Below are 16,373 nucleotides of genomic sequence, written 5' to 3' on the forward strand. Positions count from 1 at the left end.
TCTTATCCTATTAATTCAACAAAATAATTGGATTTTATTTATAAAGCTGTCTTACCCTGAAGTATACACTTCTTGAAAAGCTGGGTGAGTCTGTAAATGAAAAAACCATCAGTACGTATGGGCGTTGATATCGGCGGCACCTTTACCGACGTCGTGCTCGAGGTTGGCGAAAAACAGTTTTCAACCAAGGTTCTTACGACATACACCGCGCCCGAAGATGCGATCATCGATGGGTTGACGCAGGTCTGCGATAAAGCGGGTATCCATCCCTCAGCGATCAAGCAGATCATCCACGGAACGACGCTTGCGACAAACGCCCTCATAGAGCGGCACGGCGCAAAGACTGCGCTGATCACAACGCAGGGCTTTCGTGATGTGATCGAGATGCGCACAGAGTCTCGCTTTGAGCAATATGATCTGAATTTGACCCTGCCGGAGCCGTTGCTACCGCGCCAGGCGCGATACACGTTGAAGGAACGCATCAGCGCGAAGGGTGAAGTTCTGATCCCTCTGAACCGTCCTGACATTGAAGCGCTGGTTGATGAAATCCGCGAAGCGGGCTTTGAAAGCATCGCGGTTGGGCTGATCCATTCTTATCTGAATGATACGCACGAAAAACTTGTCCGCGACGTTCTGGCTGAGAAAATGCCAAATACTATGGTGTCATTGTCCTGCGAAGTATCCCCGCAGATGCGCGAATATGAGCGTTTCAACACGGTCGTTGCCAACGCTTTTATTAAACCCTTGATGAAAAGTTATCTGGGGCGTCTGGAAGGGCGTCTTCAGGAACAGGGTGTGAGATGCCCAATCTTCCTGATGCATTCGGGCGGCGGAATTATTTCAATTGAAAGTGCCGCTGAATTTCCGGTGCGTCTTGTTGAATCCGGCCCCGCAGGTGGCGCCGTTTTTGCCGCGAACATTGCCTCGCGATATGGTCTGGACAAGGTTCTGTCTTTTGACATGGGTGGCACCACAGCCAAGATTTGCCTGATCAAAAACCAAACCCCTAAAACCAGCCGGGTGTTCGAAGTGGCAAGGACCTACCGTTTCAAGAAAGGGTCCGGTATGCCAATTTCGATCCCTGTGATCGATATGGTGGAAATTGGGGCAGGCGGCGGTTCGCTCGCGCATGTTGACGCGATGCACCAAATCCGTGTCGGGCCGGAATCTGCCGGGTCAGAGCCCGGGCCAGCCTGTTACGGGCGAGGGGGTGACAAACCCGCTGTAACGGACGCAGACCTTGTTTTGGGAAAGCTTGATCCGGATAATTTTGCAGGGGGGTCGATTTCGCTTAGCATGGCCAGTTCAGCGGCAGCGCTGGAAAAGGTTCTTGGCGAACCACTGGATATGGATGCCCAAACAGCGGCCTTTGGCCTCGCGGAGGTTGTTGATGAAAACATGGCAAACGCTGCGCGTGTGCATGCCGTCGAAAACGGTGAAGATTTAGCGAACTACACGATGATCGCCTTTGGCGGGGCAGCACCGCTTCACGCAGGCCGGCTTTGCGAAAAGCTGGGTGTTGAACGGTTGCTTGTTCCACCGGGGGCAGGCGTTGGATCAGCGATCGGATTTCTTCGGGCACCATTCAGTTTTGAGGCGAACCGTAGCGTCTATATGAAACTATCGGATTTTCAGCCGGATGTGATCAAATTGCTGCTTTCTGATTTACAGAACGAGGCCAGAAGCTTTGTGCGATCCTGTGATGCAGAGTCCGATATCCTTTCAGAGTTCAAGGTCTACATGCGTTACACGGGTCAGGGTTGGGAAATTCCAATCATCCTGACTGAAGAGCAAGCCATGAACCCAAACGCGGAAACCTTTCAGCATCTGTTTGAACAGGACTATGTGACGCTGTTTGGTCGTGCTGTCGAAGGTATGGACGTTGAAATTACAGTTTGGGCTGTGAACGCCACAACACCGCCAATGAAAGTCGCAGTGACCAGGGCGGCTGCAGAGGGTTCAGAAGCAAAGAGCCACAGCCGCCGCAGGATGTTTGATTCGGCACTTGGGGAAACGGTCGACGCTTCGGTCGTTTTGCGCAAAGACATGCTACCTGGGCAAACGACAGAAGGCCCGTCCGCGATAACGGAAGATGAGACAACGATCATCCTTCCGGTCAGCCGTCGTGCAATCATGCAGCCTGATGGTTGTGTTGATGTTGTCGCGAAAGCGTAGAGGGATACTATGACAAACAGATCAACAACAGTTTTGAATCAGGTCATGTGGAACCGCCTGATTTCAGTCGTTGAAGAGCAGGCACAGGCCCTTGTTCGCACGGCCTTTTCCACTTCTGTGCGCGAAGCGGGCGATCTTTCGGCTGGTGTTTATGACACAGAAGGTCAGATGCTGGCGCAGGCGGTTACAGGGACACCCGGTCACGTGAATGCCATGGCAGATGCGGTTGGGCATTTCATTCGTCGAATTGGTCGCGATAACATCTTTGAAGGCGACGTTTATATCACCAATGATCCTTGGGAGGGTACGGGCCACCTGCACGATATCACGGTAGTTACCCCTTCCTTTTACAAAGGTAGCCTCGTTGGTTTTTTTGCTTGCACAGCGCATATCGTTGACATTGGTGGTCGGGGCTTTGGGGCGGATGCCGCTTCGGTTTATGAAGAAGGGCTTTACATCCCGATCATGAAATTCGCCAACAAAGGCGAAGTTGACAAGACACTGATAAAAATTGTTCGGGGCAACGTGCGCGAACCCGATCAGCTTGTCGGAGATATCTACGCGCTTGCGACCTGTAACGAGATTGGGCATCGCCGCCTTGTCGAGATGATGACTGAGTTTGATTTAGCAGACCTGAATGGTATTGTTGCATTTATTCTTGAAAACTCACACCGCGCGACGATTGAGCGGATTGCAGCGCTACCGCGCGAGTCGGCCACGGGTGAGATGACTATTGACGGGTACAGCAAACCGATTGATCTGAAGGTGAAACTCGAAATCTTTGCGGACAAAATCACTTGTGATTTCACCGGAACGTCGGGTTTAGACAAGAAAGGGATTAACGTGCCTTTGGTCTATACCAAGGCCTACGCCTGCTACGCGTTAAAATGCGCCATCGCGCCGGAAATTCCGAATAATGCGGCTTCGCTTGCACCGTTTGAGGTGACCGCCCCGGAGAATTCTATCGTCAACGCGCTTCATCCGGCACCCGTGGCGCTTCGGCATGTGATCGGTCATATGATCCCCGACACGGTCTACGATGCACTTGATAAGATTCTGCCAGATACGGTTCCGGCCGAAGGGGCAGGGACCCTGTGTAATTTTCAGGTTTCGCTTCGCCCGCGGACTGACGAGATGGCGCCAGATACAGCCGTCCGGGCAGAAGTCTTAACATTCAATTCAGGTGGTTCGGGGGCACGCCCCACTTCAGATGGGCTTAATGCAACTGCCTTTCCTTCAGGTGTCATGACGATGCCGGTCGAGGCGACAGAACACACAGGCCCCGTCATCATATGGCGCAAAGAACTACGCCCCGGCAGTGGTGGCGCAGGCAAGTATCGCGGGGGTTTGGGGCAGTACATGGAAGTTGGTGCAGCCGAAGGGCACGAGTTTGACTTTCAGGCGATGTTTGATCGGGTAGATCACCCCGCGCGCGGCCGTCAGGGCGGCGAAAACGGAAGCCCGACCACAATAGCGCAGGACGATGGCACCCCGATGAAAGGTAAAGGCAAGCAGTTTGTGCCACACGGGCGGCGGGTCATGCTCGCGTTTCCGGGTGGGGCGGGGTACGGCAATGCAAAAGAACGTGCACCCGCGCTGGTTCGCAGGGATATTGCCAGAGGGTATATTTCGCCTGAAGCTGCCAGGAACGACTACGGCCTGAGCGATGACGAGATAAACTCAGTATTAGATGCTGTGAAACGGGGGGAAGTTGTCTGATGGCCCAAAATGCGAAATTGGAAACCCCAAAAAAGAGCAGCTATGACGTTGTGATTGTAGGGGGCGCGATGCTTGGGTCGTCTGTCGCGTGGTTCCTGTCCAACAATCCCGATTTTGACGGTTCCATTCTGGTGGTTGAAAAAGACCCGACCTATGAGTTTACGTCAACATCGCACACGAACAGCTGTATGCGGCAGCAATTTTCAAATGAAATAAACGTGCGTATCTCACAGTTCGCAGCCGAGTTCGTGAAAAATTTTCGCGAATTCATGGGGGATGATCCACGTGTGCCAGATGTCCCTTTGCAGAGCTACGGATACATGTACCTCGCGGACAACGAAGATTTTGCAAATATCCTTCGGGAAAACCAAAAACTGCAGGCCGCATGTGGCGCAGGCACCAAATTTATGACCGTTGAAGAAATCAAATGTGATTATCCATTCTACTATTTGGATGACATTATTGGCGGCAATCACAACCTGATTGATGAGGGTTACTTTGATGGCAACACCCTTTTTGATTGGTGGAAGCGGTCAGCACGCGAAAAGGGCGCTGAATACCTGACAAACGAAGTTGTCGCGATGACCAAAAACGCGGCTGGTACACGCGTTGAGAGTATTACCCTGAAATCCGGCGACGCGGTGACTTGTGGCACTGTCGTAAACGCATCCGGGCCGCGTGCCGTTCTGACATCACGGATGGCTGGCATCGAAATACCGGTGGAACCGCGCAAACGCTACACCTTTATCTTTGATGCAGAACAGCCGCTTGATCGTGATCTGCCACTTACGATTGATCCGTCTGGTGTACATATGCGAACGGACGGGGCGTATTACCTGGCGGGTTGTCCACCGGACGACGATCCGGCGGTCGACTATGATGATTTCGTTCAGGATTTCAGCATTTGGGAGGAAAAGGTCTGGCCCACCATCGCAACACGTGTTCCGCAGTTTGAAGCGATTAAGCTGATCAATTCCTGGGCAGGTCATTATTCTTTCAACACGCTGGATCAGAACGCGATAATCGGGCCGCATACCGAGGTCGGGAATTTTATTTTTGTGAATGGTTTTTCCGGGCACGGGTTTCAGCAATCTCCCGCAATGGGGCGGGGCACCGCAGAACTGATTGCCTATGGAGAGTATCGTTCGCTTAATCTTTCGCCATTTAGTTTTGAGAGAATTGTGCAAAATAAGCCGTTCGAAGAAAAGGCTGTGATCTGATGAAACTGGCGGCAAATCCTTTTACCCGCGCAATCCGCGAAAAGAAAAAACAGATCGGTCTGTGGATAAGCCTTAGCAGCAATTTCGCGGCAGAGGTTGTCGCGTCTTCTGGTTATGACTGGGTGTTGGTTGACATTGAGCATTCCCCGAATGATTTCTTTTCAGTTCTGGGGCAGTTGCAGGTTTTTGCAGCAACTAAAACAACCGCGATTGTCCGACCAGACTGGAATGATCCTGTTCAGGTGAAACGTCTGCTTGATCTCGGCGCCCCGGGGTTGTTGTTTCCCATGATACAGACGGTCGAGGAAGCTGAAAAAGCCGTGGCCTCGACTCGCTATCCACCGCGTGCAATTCGCGGTGTAAGCGGGGGAACCCGCGCAACCAAATTTGGCCGAGTCACCGATTATGTAGATCGGGTGGAGGATGAAACCACAGTGATCCTGCAGCTAGAAACCGCAGCCGCAGTTGGCCGCGCGGAAGAGATTGCTGCCGTGGATGGTGTGAGTGGCATATTCTTTGGCCCGGCTGATATCGCGGCTGACCTTGGCAAGGTTGGCAAACCAATGGACCCCGAAGTATGGGGCATCATCAAACCGGCAGCAAAAAAGTTGATAGAAATGGGCGTTCCAGTTGGTACCTTGGTGCTTGACCCGAAGTTTGCCGCTGAACTGCTTAACGACGGGTTCACATTTGTTGCTTGTGGAGTAGATACCCCGTTACTGGCAAACGCCGCTGATGACCTGCTGGCGCAGGTGCAGGGTGAATTGTCGTGATGTATGAATCACATGAAGTATGCATTGCAAGTTTATGTTAAACAAGAAAAAATAGAAGGTGCACATCGAATGAAAAAGATCGCTCTTACAGGTGCCGCTGGCCGTCTTGGTTCGTATTTGCGTGAACCACTGTTAAAGATGGCCGATGAACTGGTTAGTACTGACCTTGTTGATGACATCGGAACACTTTACGAGGACGAAACCTACGTGCGCGCAGATTTGGCAAATCTCGACGAAATACTACCGCTGCTTGAAGGTGCGGATATGGTGGTCCATTTTGGGGCAATTGGCGATGAATCCCCATTCGAGGTCATTCTTGGCCCAAACATAATCGGGGCTTACAACATCTGGGAAGCAGCGTTCAGAAACGGGGTGCGGCGGATTGTTTATGCAAGCTCTATTCATGCCGTTGGCATGCACCCTAAAACAGAATTTATCGGAACGGACGCCCCACATCGCCCTGATACGTTTTACGGCCTGGCGAAGTGTTTCGCTGAAGATCTGGCCAGCCTCTATTGGGATAAACGAGGTGTCGAGGCGGTTTGCCTACGCATCCTGTCATGTGCACAGGTGACAAACGCGCGTGCTGTTGGAAGCTGGCTGTCCTATGATGATCTGATCCATTTGGTTGAACGTGCAATATCAACGCCAGTGACAGGCTTTTCAGTTGTGTATGGTGTTTCAAACAACGACAGAGCGCCGGTCGACAACGCGAAAGCCAGTTTTCTCGGGTACCGGCCAAAGGACAATGCAGAGCAATTTGCTGCGAAGATTTTTGCAGAAACGCCACCGTTGGATATTCACGATGCAGGAAACATGTGCCACGGAGGTCCCTTTGCGTCTGTTGAGCTTGGGAATAGTGGCATGGCAGCACTAAACATCGTGGACGACAAGAAAACGAACTAGTCTTTAAATCGTCGCTTGCCGGAGGTCATGTTTTTGGCGAAGCTAGAACGGTTTCGCTCTAAGTTGGTTTTTCGTTAAAGATCCGCGTGAAATTCCTCTGTCAGATGCCGCACGACTTGCACGAGCGCCTCTTTCTCAGAGGCACCCGCCAGTAATGCCGCATCGCGAACCGCGCGTTGTTGGTCTGCGCTCGTTCCGTTCGCTAGAATTTGGCGCGCCGCTTCGATTTCGGCAACGCAATCCAGCACCTCTGCATCCTCGCGCACCAGTTCGATAAGTTCATCGATCAGTGTTTCAAAGGATATGACTTCGCGCCGCCCAAAGTCGATCAGCCCTTCGGATACGCCATATCGCTGCGCGCGCCAGCGGTTTTCCGCGAGCAGGAAGTTATCATAGAGACGCCATCGTTGGTTCCGGCAAGACAGGCGCCATAGCATCCGGGTTACGCATTGGGTGATTGCCGCAAGCGTGAGTGTGACCTCAAGGCGAGGGCAAACATCACATATTCTGGATTCAATCGTCGGAAAGCGGGCAGAGGGCCGAAGGTCCCACCAGATTTTTGAGCTGTCCTCTATCAGTTTCATATCGACCAGAGTCTGGACGGATCGCTCATATTCCGACCAGCTGTTAACCTTTGGGGGCAAACCGGTGCGGGGCAGGTTGTCAAACACCGTCAACCGGTAAGAGTTAAGCCCGGTATCGTCGCCCTGCCAAAAGGGGGATGACGTCGACAGTGCCAACAAGTGTGGCAGAAAATAACTGAGCTGGTTCATCAGATCGATTCTCAATTCCTGAGATTCGATTCCGACATGAACATGCATTCCGCAAATCAACATGCGTCGCGCAACGCCGCCTAAGTCGCGTCGCAGATCATTGTAACGTTCTTTGTCCGTATGGTGCTGTTCCTTCCAATCGGCAAACGGGTGGCACGAAGCTGCGATAGGTTTTAGCCCAAATTTGTCAGCGTGTTTGGCAACGGTTGATCGCAGATGCCGCAGGTCATCGCGCGCTTCACCGATTGTGTGGCAGACTTGGCTTCCGATTTCGATCTGACATTGAAGGAATTCAGGACTGACCTTGCCTTCAAGGTCGGATTTGCACGCTTCCATCAACCCGTCTGGTGCGACAGCCAGATCCAAGGTTTCGGCGTCGACAAGAAGATATTCTTCCTCGATGCCAATGGTGAATTCCGGGTCTTTGACGTTCATATTGCGATGCCTTTCTTGTGGTTTAGGCAGCAAAACAGGAAGACGCTGTTCAGGCAAGGACTAAGGCAAATAGAATATGAAACCAGCCAAGCAGGCTGACTTGATTTTTGCGTGTGTTTCCGAATTTTGACAAACCGGTTTATGCAGAACCGAGTTTTCACAATATTTGTTATCTAAATCAAACACTCCGGTGGGTGTCTATTGTAGTTTTGTTAGTTTTTGAGGAAGATTATTTTCTTCTCAGCATTCAACCGATGGAATATTCGAGAACTGTGATCTCGAAAACAGAATTTCAGAATTGCTAAAAGAAAAGATCAGAAAAACTTAAACTGTTTGTATTGCTTTCCGTAACGTAAACTAACACAACTTAAGCGCGAAAAAGTAGGCTAAAAAACAACAAATTGTACATTTGTTTCCGATTTTCTAATAATTACAAAAAAAACGACTAATTGTTGCCCCAATTATAAGGCACAATCTTAAGGAGAAAGAACAGGGGAAATTGAGCACCTTCGGGTGTGGGTAGGCGAAGTGTATTTAAGTGGTTCTTGTAGCACTATTTTGATGAACAATATATGAGTTTGCGGAGTGTCCAATGAAGATTCTTGCAGTTGATGATGACGAAATTGCTCTGGAGCTGTTAACCGAATCTCTGAAGTCCGTCGGCTACAGCGATATCACCGTTGCAACCTCCGGGCTGTCAGCACTTGAAGAAATCGACGCCGCAACACGACCCTTTGATTACTTCCTTTTAGACATTCAAATGCCTGAGATGGACGGCATCGAATTATGCCAGCGCATCCGAAGAATGGCGAGCTACAAGACGTCTCCAATCATTATGATCACTGCGATGTCAGATCGGTCCTTTGTTGATGCAGCCTTCTCGGCAGGCGCAACCGACTACGTCACAAAACCATTTGACACGTTAGAGCTGAGCGCACGTGTTCGAATGGCAGAAAACCTCGTTCGCGAAACCCGCGTTTCAACAAACAATGTCTTCGCTGTTCAGTCGTTGAAAGCCAAGGTCGAAGACGCCCTGCGCTTTTCAATTGGGGACGCGATTACGATCGAAGATGTCCCGGGTATGATCGGCAAGCTTGCAATGGAAAATTATCTTCTCCAGCTCTCTCGAGGTAAAGTCTATCAGTCAATCGCGATTGGTTTTGCCATTGTTGAGATCGAAACAATTTTTTCACGGTCTTCACCAACAGAAATGCTTTACACCCTTACAGATGTTGCAGACGCGATAGCAGACAGTTTGAAGCAGTCTAACTATCTGTTGACTTACTGTGGGAGTGGCAAATTCGTCTGCGTCGCCGATAGGGGAAGCAGGGCTATTTCTCCGGATCTTGAAATAGCAATCCAACTCAGCATTGAAGAGATGGAAATTGCATATGACTCCGGGGCGCCTTGCGAGATAACGATTGCGATGGGGGAGCCGGTTACGTCTTCACTCTGGTCTTCTGGTAACGCGACTCAGCTTATGGAATCCGCACTGATATCTGCCGAAGACAAACGCCGCGCCTTGCAATTGGAAGCTGCAGGTGTTTCTGTTAGCAAAACTAAAAAAGGCTTTATGAAAGCTGGCTAACAGTGAAGTGCGAATAATGGATAGTTTCGAGGCCGATAAGCGACAGCAGCTTGACCGCGCGATTACGAATATTCGAGAGAAGTTTCTTCTTAACATCGATGATCGTATCGCGCTTTTTGATGATCTTCTTGCGCAGATCGAAACAGGCGAAGATACGGAAGATGCGCTGAAACAAATCAGTGCAAATGCTCATAAGATCAGTGGCGTCGCACGAACGCTCGGCTTTGCTGATCTTGGTCTGATGACCTCCAGGATAGAAACTGATTTTGGTAAGGCGCTTGCCGGCACCCTTTCAGAGAACACGATTAGTCCGCTGATCTCACAGGTGGAAGAGATGCTGGATCATCTGGTTTCTTTGAGTTCCGGAAACCGTGCCTGAAGCATAGTAAGATTTAGGCTCTAACGTAATCAGCCACTATTTTGATGTCGGTCCCAGGCTGACCTGATCTGGCTGCAAAGTTCCATTGGGTCAAACGGTTTTGTAATGACAGCAATTGCACCAAGTTCGATCAGTGCCCCTGTCGCAGCGTCCTGAGCTTTTGCGGTCATAAATATTGCCGGCACGTTTTCCATACCAGGAATATTGCGAAGTTTTTGCCAGGTTTCTTCACCGCCCATGACAGGCATCATAACATCCAGCAGAAACAGATCGGGCTTGTATTGTGGTGCAATTTCAAGTGCATCCATACCAGAGCTGCATTGTTCGACATTTAAGTTGCCTACGACCTCCAAAGCCATTTTCGCGATGATCCGAATATCATCATCATCATCGACATGAAGTATTTTTTGCAACTCGGCCATGTACGAGACTCTCCTATAACATTGCTGGTTAGAGACTAAATACCAGCGAGGCTCAACGCAAGCTAAGTTGTCATATCCAGAGGGTTCGGGCGCGAAAAGTTACTCTGCGGCAAGCTGAGCACGATCCTTCGGATTCTCCAACTCGGGGCTCTCGATTTTTGGCAGTTCAAAATAGAATGTTGAACCTTCTCCAACTGTGCTCTCAAAGTCGATTTTGCCTGCATGACGCTCAACAATTTCTTTCGCGATCGGAAGGCCAAGACCTGTGCCTTTACGAATGATGCCATCAACCGGGTCTGATTGTACAAAGCTATCAAACATTGATGCGCGTGCCGACTCTGGAATTCCTGGGCCATTGTCACTGACAGAGATGCGCCATTTGCGGCCCGTGTCTTTGAGATTGACTACAACCGTTCCATTCTTGGGCGAGTACTTCACAGCATTCGACATGAGGTTTGAAATCACCTGCATCAAGCGGTCAGAGTCACCAGATACGAAGGCGTCGTTCTCAATCCCGGTTGCAACGAATTTAACCTGATGCTCGTCACCATAACCTTTGTTCATAGTGGTGGCGTCCATAATGAAGTCCGAAAGCTTAACCGGACGCTTGTTGATATCCATTTTACCGGCGCGAATTTTTTCGAAATCAAGGATGTCGTTGACAACCTTCAGCAACCGTTCGCTGTTCCGGTCCGCGACATCGACAATTGCGGCGGCGCCTGGCTCAAGCACACCGGCGGCACCAGACTGCAAAAGGCGTAACGCACCCTTGATTGATGTAAGTGGCGTCCGCAACTCATGGCTAACGACTGAAACAGATTCCATTCTGGCGCGGTCTACTTCCTTACGCTCGGTGATGTCGCGAAGGACCGAAACAAAAACTGGAACATCGTCAGGGCCGACATAAAGACGTGTGTTGATTTCCACAAACCCCTTGTCGTGCAAGGTTTCGATAACAACAGATTCCTTTTCTCCATTGAAAAGGGGCTCGACATGTTTGCGGAACAAACCTTCTTCAAAGTTAGACGCTGTGTGCGTAATGCGTTTTGTGCGCGCGAGTTTAAGTGTCCACTCACACCGGTTCAGCGCCGTTTCGTTCATGTAAGAGATCCGAAGATCGTCGGTGTTGTAGATGTACACTTCGTCCTGAAGCTTATCCAACATAGATGTCAGATAACGATCTGCCTCAGCAAGGCGTGTTTCTGTTACGTCCGTTCGCATGGAGACATTTTTAACGTGATTACCATCTTCGTCATGAAGCGGTACAACAGTGCATTGCATGAACAGCGTTTTGCCTGTTTTCGTGATAGCTTTATGCTCGCCGCTCCAAACTTTGTTTTGTTTGACGGCTTCAAAAATATCGTTGAACACCGAAACCGCGCCGCTATAGGGGCTTGGGTGGATAAGTTCGTGCGTTTGGCCAATTATTTCATCGCGTTCGTATTCAAACGTTTTAAGGAAGTTGTCGTTCACGCTCAGGATTTTTGAATCCGGATCCGTGATGCTGACGATCGCATGTGCGTTCAGTGCGCGATCCTGAAAATAAATTTCCCGAGCCTGTTTATCCATTACCAGCGATTGAAGTTTTGCAATTTTTCCCCGGCGGGTCAGGGCAAGTACCAAGGACCCCAGCAACAAACCAAGAAGCGCAGCCGTTCCTATTGGAAGCTGGCCGCTGTAGAAACTCCAGGTTTCTGCTGCGACAAGAACGCTCCCAAAGCCTAGCGAATAAATTCCAAACGCAACACCAATAGCGAGCATTAAGACCCCAATTGCTATCTGATTTCGCCTGATGCTCTGTAACATTTTTTTTCCCATCGTCGCGTTTAGCCGAATGTTTCAAAACCCGCATTCGGTTATGTTCAAAACCTTTGATGTACTATCAGGTGGGAAGTCGTATTATTTTTTGACCCAATTGTGATTTTCTTTGGGCAAACGTCTTATTTAATTTGATCATGTTGGCTGGCAAAACCTTTAGAAATAAGGTTTTAGAAAAAATCCAAACCAATCAGCCTTGCAACGCTTCTTCGGCAACGCCTTTTTCGCCGATCTCGGTCCAGGACGGAATAGAAAAACTGAACGTGCTGCCCACGCCATATGTACTTACTACACTGATCTCACCGCCGTGTATTTCGACCAGGAATTTGCAGATCGAAAGCCCCAAGCCCGTGCCTCCAAAAGATCTTGTGACTGAAGAGTCGATCTGGCTGAAACGTTGGAACAAAGTTTTTTGATCTTTCTCGGTTATGCCGACACCGGTATCTTCAACGTAAAAATGGACAAAGTCACCCTTGGCCTTTGTGTAAATTTTTACAAACCCTCGGTCCGTAAATTTGATAGCATTTCCAACCAGATTAATGAGCGTCTGCCGCAGCCTTGTTTCATCTGCTAGTACGAATTCATTGTGGGTCTCTCTGAAAATTTCGATTTTCTTCGCACCGGAATGATGTTTGAACTGCTCTGCAACGGATTTAACGATCGTATCAACATCAATCCGTTGTCGATTGAGTTCCATCTTACCTTCTTCGATTTTCGAGATATCCAAAATGTCATTGATCAGAGCAAGAAGATGCTGGCCAGCGGTGTTCATTTGGCCAGCGTAATTTACGACATCATCAAGAAAGCCTTTAATAGCTTGTTTCAAATCATCTTTTTTAGATCGCGAATTTTCCAGAGCCGCGCTTAGTATTTTGTGAGATGGCAGGAACTCGGGCTTTGCCAAAAAGGAATTATATCCGAGTATAACTGTTAACGGGGTTCTCAGTTCGTGGCTGATATTATTAATAAAGTTCGTTTTTTCATTATTCGCTCGTTCTGCAGAATTTCTGGCGAGCATGAGTTCCGAAATATCAACCCGGAACCCAACGGTACTTCCGTTAGGTGTTTTACGTTCTGAAATTTTCAGCCAACGCTCGTTTTCAACTTGTTGAACGACGACCGAGCTGGCGGCCCTGTGATCTTCTAACCTTTTTCGTATCCACTCTGTTTCATTTCCAATCGCATCAGAATATTGCCCGCGCCTGACACCTTCCCGGATAATGTCTTCAAACGGAACACCGGGTCTGAACATGTCGGCAGTTTTTGCATAGATCTGGCGATATTTTGAGTTGCACATTACAAATCTGTCTTGCTCATCATAAAGGGCGAATCCGTCATCAATTGATTCAATTGCCTGAACCAACTGTTGCTCTGCTTCTTCCTTGCGCACCCAAAAATTCCGCAAAGCGACCAACAGAAATAAAAACAAAGAGCCAAACAAAATGACGTCGCGCCAGGTTTTCAGATAGTTGTCCGCGTGAAGAGGCCAGCCACCCTTGGGTGCCAAAGCAAGTTGCCAAGACCCATAAGGAAGCGCGACAGGAAGGATGACCGGGTCGGTTGAAAACGTAGCTTCATCTCCAAAAATAACAGCCCCTTGTGCGCCTTTACCATCATGGCCCCGCAAGGCAATGTTTGCTGTTGCGATACCGTCAAGCAAGCCGGCGTTTTTGTAAAAGAGGGTATCGTCTACAACGATGGAAACAATCCCCCAAAAAGATTCAGAGTCACTTTCCTCATCAGAAATGAATACCGGTGTCCGTATGATAAAACCCGTTCCACCCTGTATGAGGTTGACCGGACCTGAGACAATTGGCATCCCTGTTTCCTGGGCCATTTCCACACTGGTTAATTGTGCTTCGGAACTACGGTAGTCAAACCCGATTACCGCAGAATTCTCGGCATAGGGATATACAAGTTTGACGACCATATCCGGTGCTGCAGCAATGTTAATAATATCCGGATTGTTACGCTTAAGTTGTTCGGCAATTTCAGAAAACTGTGATTGAGAAATGCCGGGGTTCGTAATAACTGCGACGACAAGCCCGCGCGACATCAATATCTTTCCGATAAGCTCACGCTCAAGCTGAGCGCGCAGTGTCGCGCCTTTTTCGATAAGAGAAATTCGAAGATCAACAACGGCATTTTTGGCATTCAACCTGTCAAGCGCAAAGCCAAAAGAAAGGATCAGACAACAAACAACAAAATAGAGCAGTAGATGCCCCCGTTTTCGCAAAAATGATCCCAGTGAACTCTTCATTCTTCCCTTTGCCGATACCCGCCTCTGGGTTGTAGAGCGATTGTTTCGAACTACGCTAGCATTAAAATATAAATCGGGGAAACAGTCTTAATTTTACCCCTCCTGAGGTTATTTTATGACCGTTTTGTTTTTTCCGCCTTTCTTTGCCACAATTGAGTTGGCAAAAGATGTTACGAAGATCTGTGAATTTCGCCTGTCATGCCCCGCTAAGTTGCAGAAATTTTGTACTATATAGATTTAAGTTTCGCAGAATTGGCTCACATAAATCCGCAAATTTTAATCTAGCCTTGCAAGGGCGAATGGAAGAAAAAGCCCGACACGCAGTGCGTACCGGGCCTTGACCAATTGCCGAATTTTGCAGCTATAGATTTGTATAAAGCAATTTCTGCGATTACTCCATAACGGGAATAGAGAATTCGCCGCCTTCTTTAATGCCCGATGGCCAGCGAGAGGTCACTGTTTTCGTACGGGTGTAAAACTTGAACGCATCCGGGCCATGTTGGTTCAGATCACCAAAACCGGATTTTTTCCATCCACCAAACGTGTGATAGGCAAGAGGGACAGGAATCGGAACGTTAACGCCGACCATGCCGACGTTGATCCGGTTCGCAAAATCACGTGCCGTATCACCATCGCGGGTGAAAATTGCTGTACCATTGCCATATTGGTTATCCATGGCGTAACCGATTGCTTCTTCGTAAGTTTTAGCACGGACAGTGGACAGGACAGGTCCAAAAATCTCTTGTTGGTAGATATCCATGTCAGTTGTCACGTTGTCGAAAAGATGCGGTCCAACAAAAAAGCCATCTTCATAGCCTTGCAGGTTGAAGTTACGACCGTCGACGACAAGTGTCGCACCCTGATCAACACCGGTCTCAACGAGGCGCAGAATGTTTTCTTTGGCGGCAGCCGTCACGACAGGGCCGTAGTCCACATCATCGCCAGCGGTATATGGGCCAACTTTGAGCGCTTCGACGCGTGGAACCAGTTTTGCGATCAGCTTGTCAGCCGTTTCATCACCAACCGGGACCGCCACTGAAATGGCCATGCAGCGTTCGCCTGCGGCCCCATAACCAGCACCCAACAGTGCATCCGCCGCCTGATCAAGGTCAGCGTCCGGCATGATGATCATGTGGTTTTTCGCGCCACCGAAACACTGGCAACGCTTGCCGTTCGCCGTGCTGCGCGAATAGATGTACTGCGCGATTGGGGTTGAGCCCACAAAACCGACAGCCTGGATGGTTTCGTTGTCAAGAATCGCGTCAACAACTTCTTTGTCACCATTCACAACCTGCAGCACACCATCTGGCAGTCCAGCTTCTTTACAGAGTTCTGCCAGCATAAGCGGAACTGAAGGGTCACGCTCTGATGGTTTCAGGATCATTGAGTTGCCGCAGGACAGGGCAGGGCCCATTTTCCAGAGAGGGATCATTGCAGGAAAGTTGAAGGGCGTTATACCGGCGACAACACCCAATGCCTGTTTCATCGAATACATATCGATGCCAGGACCAGCACTGTCAGTGAATTCGCCTTTCAGCATTTGAGGCGCACCAATGCAGTATTCAATTACTTCGAGGCCACGCTGAACGTCACCCTTGGCGTCGACAAAGGTTTTCCCGTGTTCGCGGCTTAGTGCCTCGGCAAGCTTGTCCATGTCGCGATTGATGAGTTGTACCAGTGCCATCATGACGCGTGCGCGTTTTTGCGGGTTCTGGGCGGCCCAGCCGACTTGTGCTTTGGCTGCATCAGCGACGGCGGCATCAAGTTCAGCTTTGGATGCAAGCGGCACCTTTGCCTGTACTTCGCCAGTGGCCGGGTTGAAAACATCAGCAAAACGTCCTGACGTGCCTTTAACGTGTTTACCATTAATCCAATGCGAAAGTTCCATGGAGCCCTCCTCCTTTT

The 16,373-nt window shown here is 49.6% G+C and carries 12 protein-coding genes; 7 read left to right on the plus strand and 5 right to left on the minus strand.

What is annotated here, in order from left to right; all coding sequences use genetic code 11:
• Positions 1-96: 96 nt before the first annotated feature.
• The 5 genes from MWU63_RS00390 to MWU63_RS00410 all read left to right on the plus strand — a co-directional run bounded on the left by MWU63_RS00390 (position 97) and on the right by MWU63_RS00410 (position 6,793).
• Positions 97-2,175 carry a hydantoinase/oxoprolinase family protein gene (locus MWU63_RS00390; protein ID WP_247076669.1) on the plus strand — a complete coding sequence of 693 codons (2,079 nt, stop codon included), beginning with the start codon at positions 97-99 and terminating at the stop codon, positions 2,173-2,175.
• A gap of 9 nt (positions 2,176-2,184) precedes the next feature.
• Positions 2,185-3,894 carry a hydantoinase B/oxoprolinase family protein gene (locus tag MWU63_RS00395; protein WP_247076671.1) on the plus strand — a complete coding sequence of 570 codons (1,710 nt, stop codon included), beginning with the start codon at positions 2,185-2,187 and terminating at the stop codon, positions 3,892-3,894.
• Positions 3,894-5,114, plus strand: coding sequence for an FAD-binding oxidoreductase (locus tag MWU63_RS00400; RefSeq protein ID WP_213888128.1), 1,221 nt, complete (start codon positions 3,894-3,896; stop codon positions 5,112-5,114). Before MWU63_RS00395 ends, MWU63_RS00400 begins: the two co-directional genes overlap by 1 nt.
• A complete protein-coding gene (locus MWU63_RS00405; protein ID WP_247076673.1) occupies positions 5,114-5,887 on the plus strand; it encodes an aldolase/citrate lyase family protein in 774 nt (257 codons plus the stop codon). Before MWU63_RS00400 ends, MWU63_RS00405 begins: the two co-directional genes overlap by 1 nt.
• Before the next feature lie 69 nt (positions 5,888-5,956).
• Positions 5,957-6,793: an NAD(P)-dependent oxidoreductase gene (locus MWU63_RS00410; protein ID WP_247076675.1), complete on the plus strand. Its 837-nt coding sequence runs from the start codon at positions 5,957-5,959 to the stop codon at positions 6,791-6,793.
• A gap of 74 nt (positions 6,794-6,867) precedes the next feature.
• On the opposite strand, the gene MWU63_RS00415 is transcribed toward MWU63_RS00410, so the two are convergent.
• The gene (locus MWU63_RS00415; protein ID WP_213888125.1) at positions 6,868-8,001 is read right to left on the minus strand and encodes a carboxylate-amine ligase; all 1,134 of its coding nucleotides are present in this window, start codon (positions 7,999-8,001) and stop codon (positions 6,868-6,870) included.
• Between the two features lie 592 nt (positions 8,002-8,593).
• Here MWU63_RS00415 and MWU63_RS00420 point away from each other — a divergent pair.
• Together MWU63_RS00420 and MWU63_RS00425 are read left to right on the plus strand one after the other, a co-directional pair.
• Positions 8,594-9,589, plus strand: a complete 996-nt coding sequence (locus tag MWU63_RS00420; RefSeq protein WP_213888124.1) for a response regulator — start codon at positions 8,594-8,596, stop codon at positions 9,587-9,589.
• Between the two features lie 16 nt (positions 9,590-9,605).
• Positions 9,606-9,968 carry an Hpt domain-containing protein gene (locus tag MWU63_RS00425; protein WP_213888123.1) on the plus strand — a complete coding sequence of 121 codons (363 nt, stop codon included), beginning with the start codon at positions 9,606-9,608 and terminating at the stop codon, positions 9,966-9,968.
• A gap of 29 nt (positions 9,969-9,997) precedes the next feature.
• On the opposite strand, the gene MWU63_RS00430 is transcribed toward MWU63_RS00425, so the two are convergent.
• The 4 genes from MWU63_RS00430 to MWU63_RS00445 form a co-directional block, all read right to left on the minus strand.
• Positions 9,998-10,390: a response regulator gene (locus tag MWU63_RS00430; protein WP_343229445.1), complete on the minus strand. Its 393-nt coding sequence runs from the start codon at positions 10,388-10,390 to the stop codon at positions 9,998-10,000.
• A gap of 99 nt (positions 10,391-10,489) precedes the next feature.
• A complete protein-coding gene (locus MWU63_RS00435; RefSeq protein WP_213888122.1) occupies positions 10,490-12,196 on the minus strand; it encodes an ATP-binding protein in 1,707 nt (568 codons plus the stop codon).
• 202 nt (positions 12,197-12,398) lie between these two features.
• Positions 12,399-14,468 (minus strand): ATP-binding protein, encoded by a 2,070-nt coding sequence (locus MWU63_RS00440; protein ID WP_247076677.1) that lies wholly within the window; start codon positions 14,466-14,468, stop codon positions 12,399-12,401.
• A 391-nt stretch (positions 14,469-14,859) separates the two neighbouring features.
• Entirely contained in the window at positions 14,860-16,356 is a 1,497-nt protein-coding gene (locus MWU63_RS00445; protein WP_213888120.1) for a CoA-acylating methylmalonate-semialdehyde dehydrogenase, read from the minus strand.
• Positions 16,357-16,373: the final 17 nt, after the last annotated feature.

This window comes from Pseudohalocynthiibacter sp. F2068, from assembly GCF_023015645.1.
In the GTDB taxonomy this organism is placed as follows: domain Bacteria; phylum Pseudomonadota; class Alphaproteobacteria; order Rhodobacterales; family Rhodobacteraceae; genus Pseudohalocynthiibacter; species Pseudohalocynthiibacter aestuariivivens.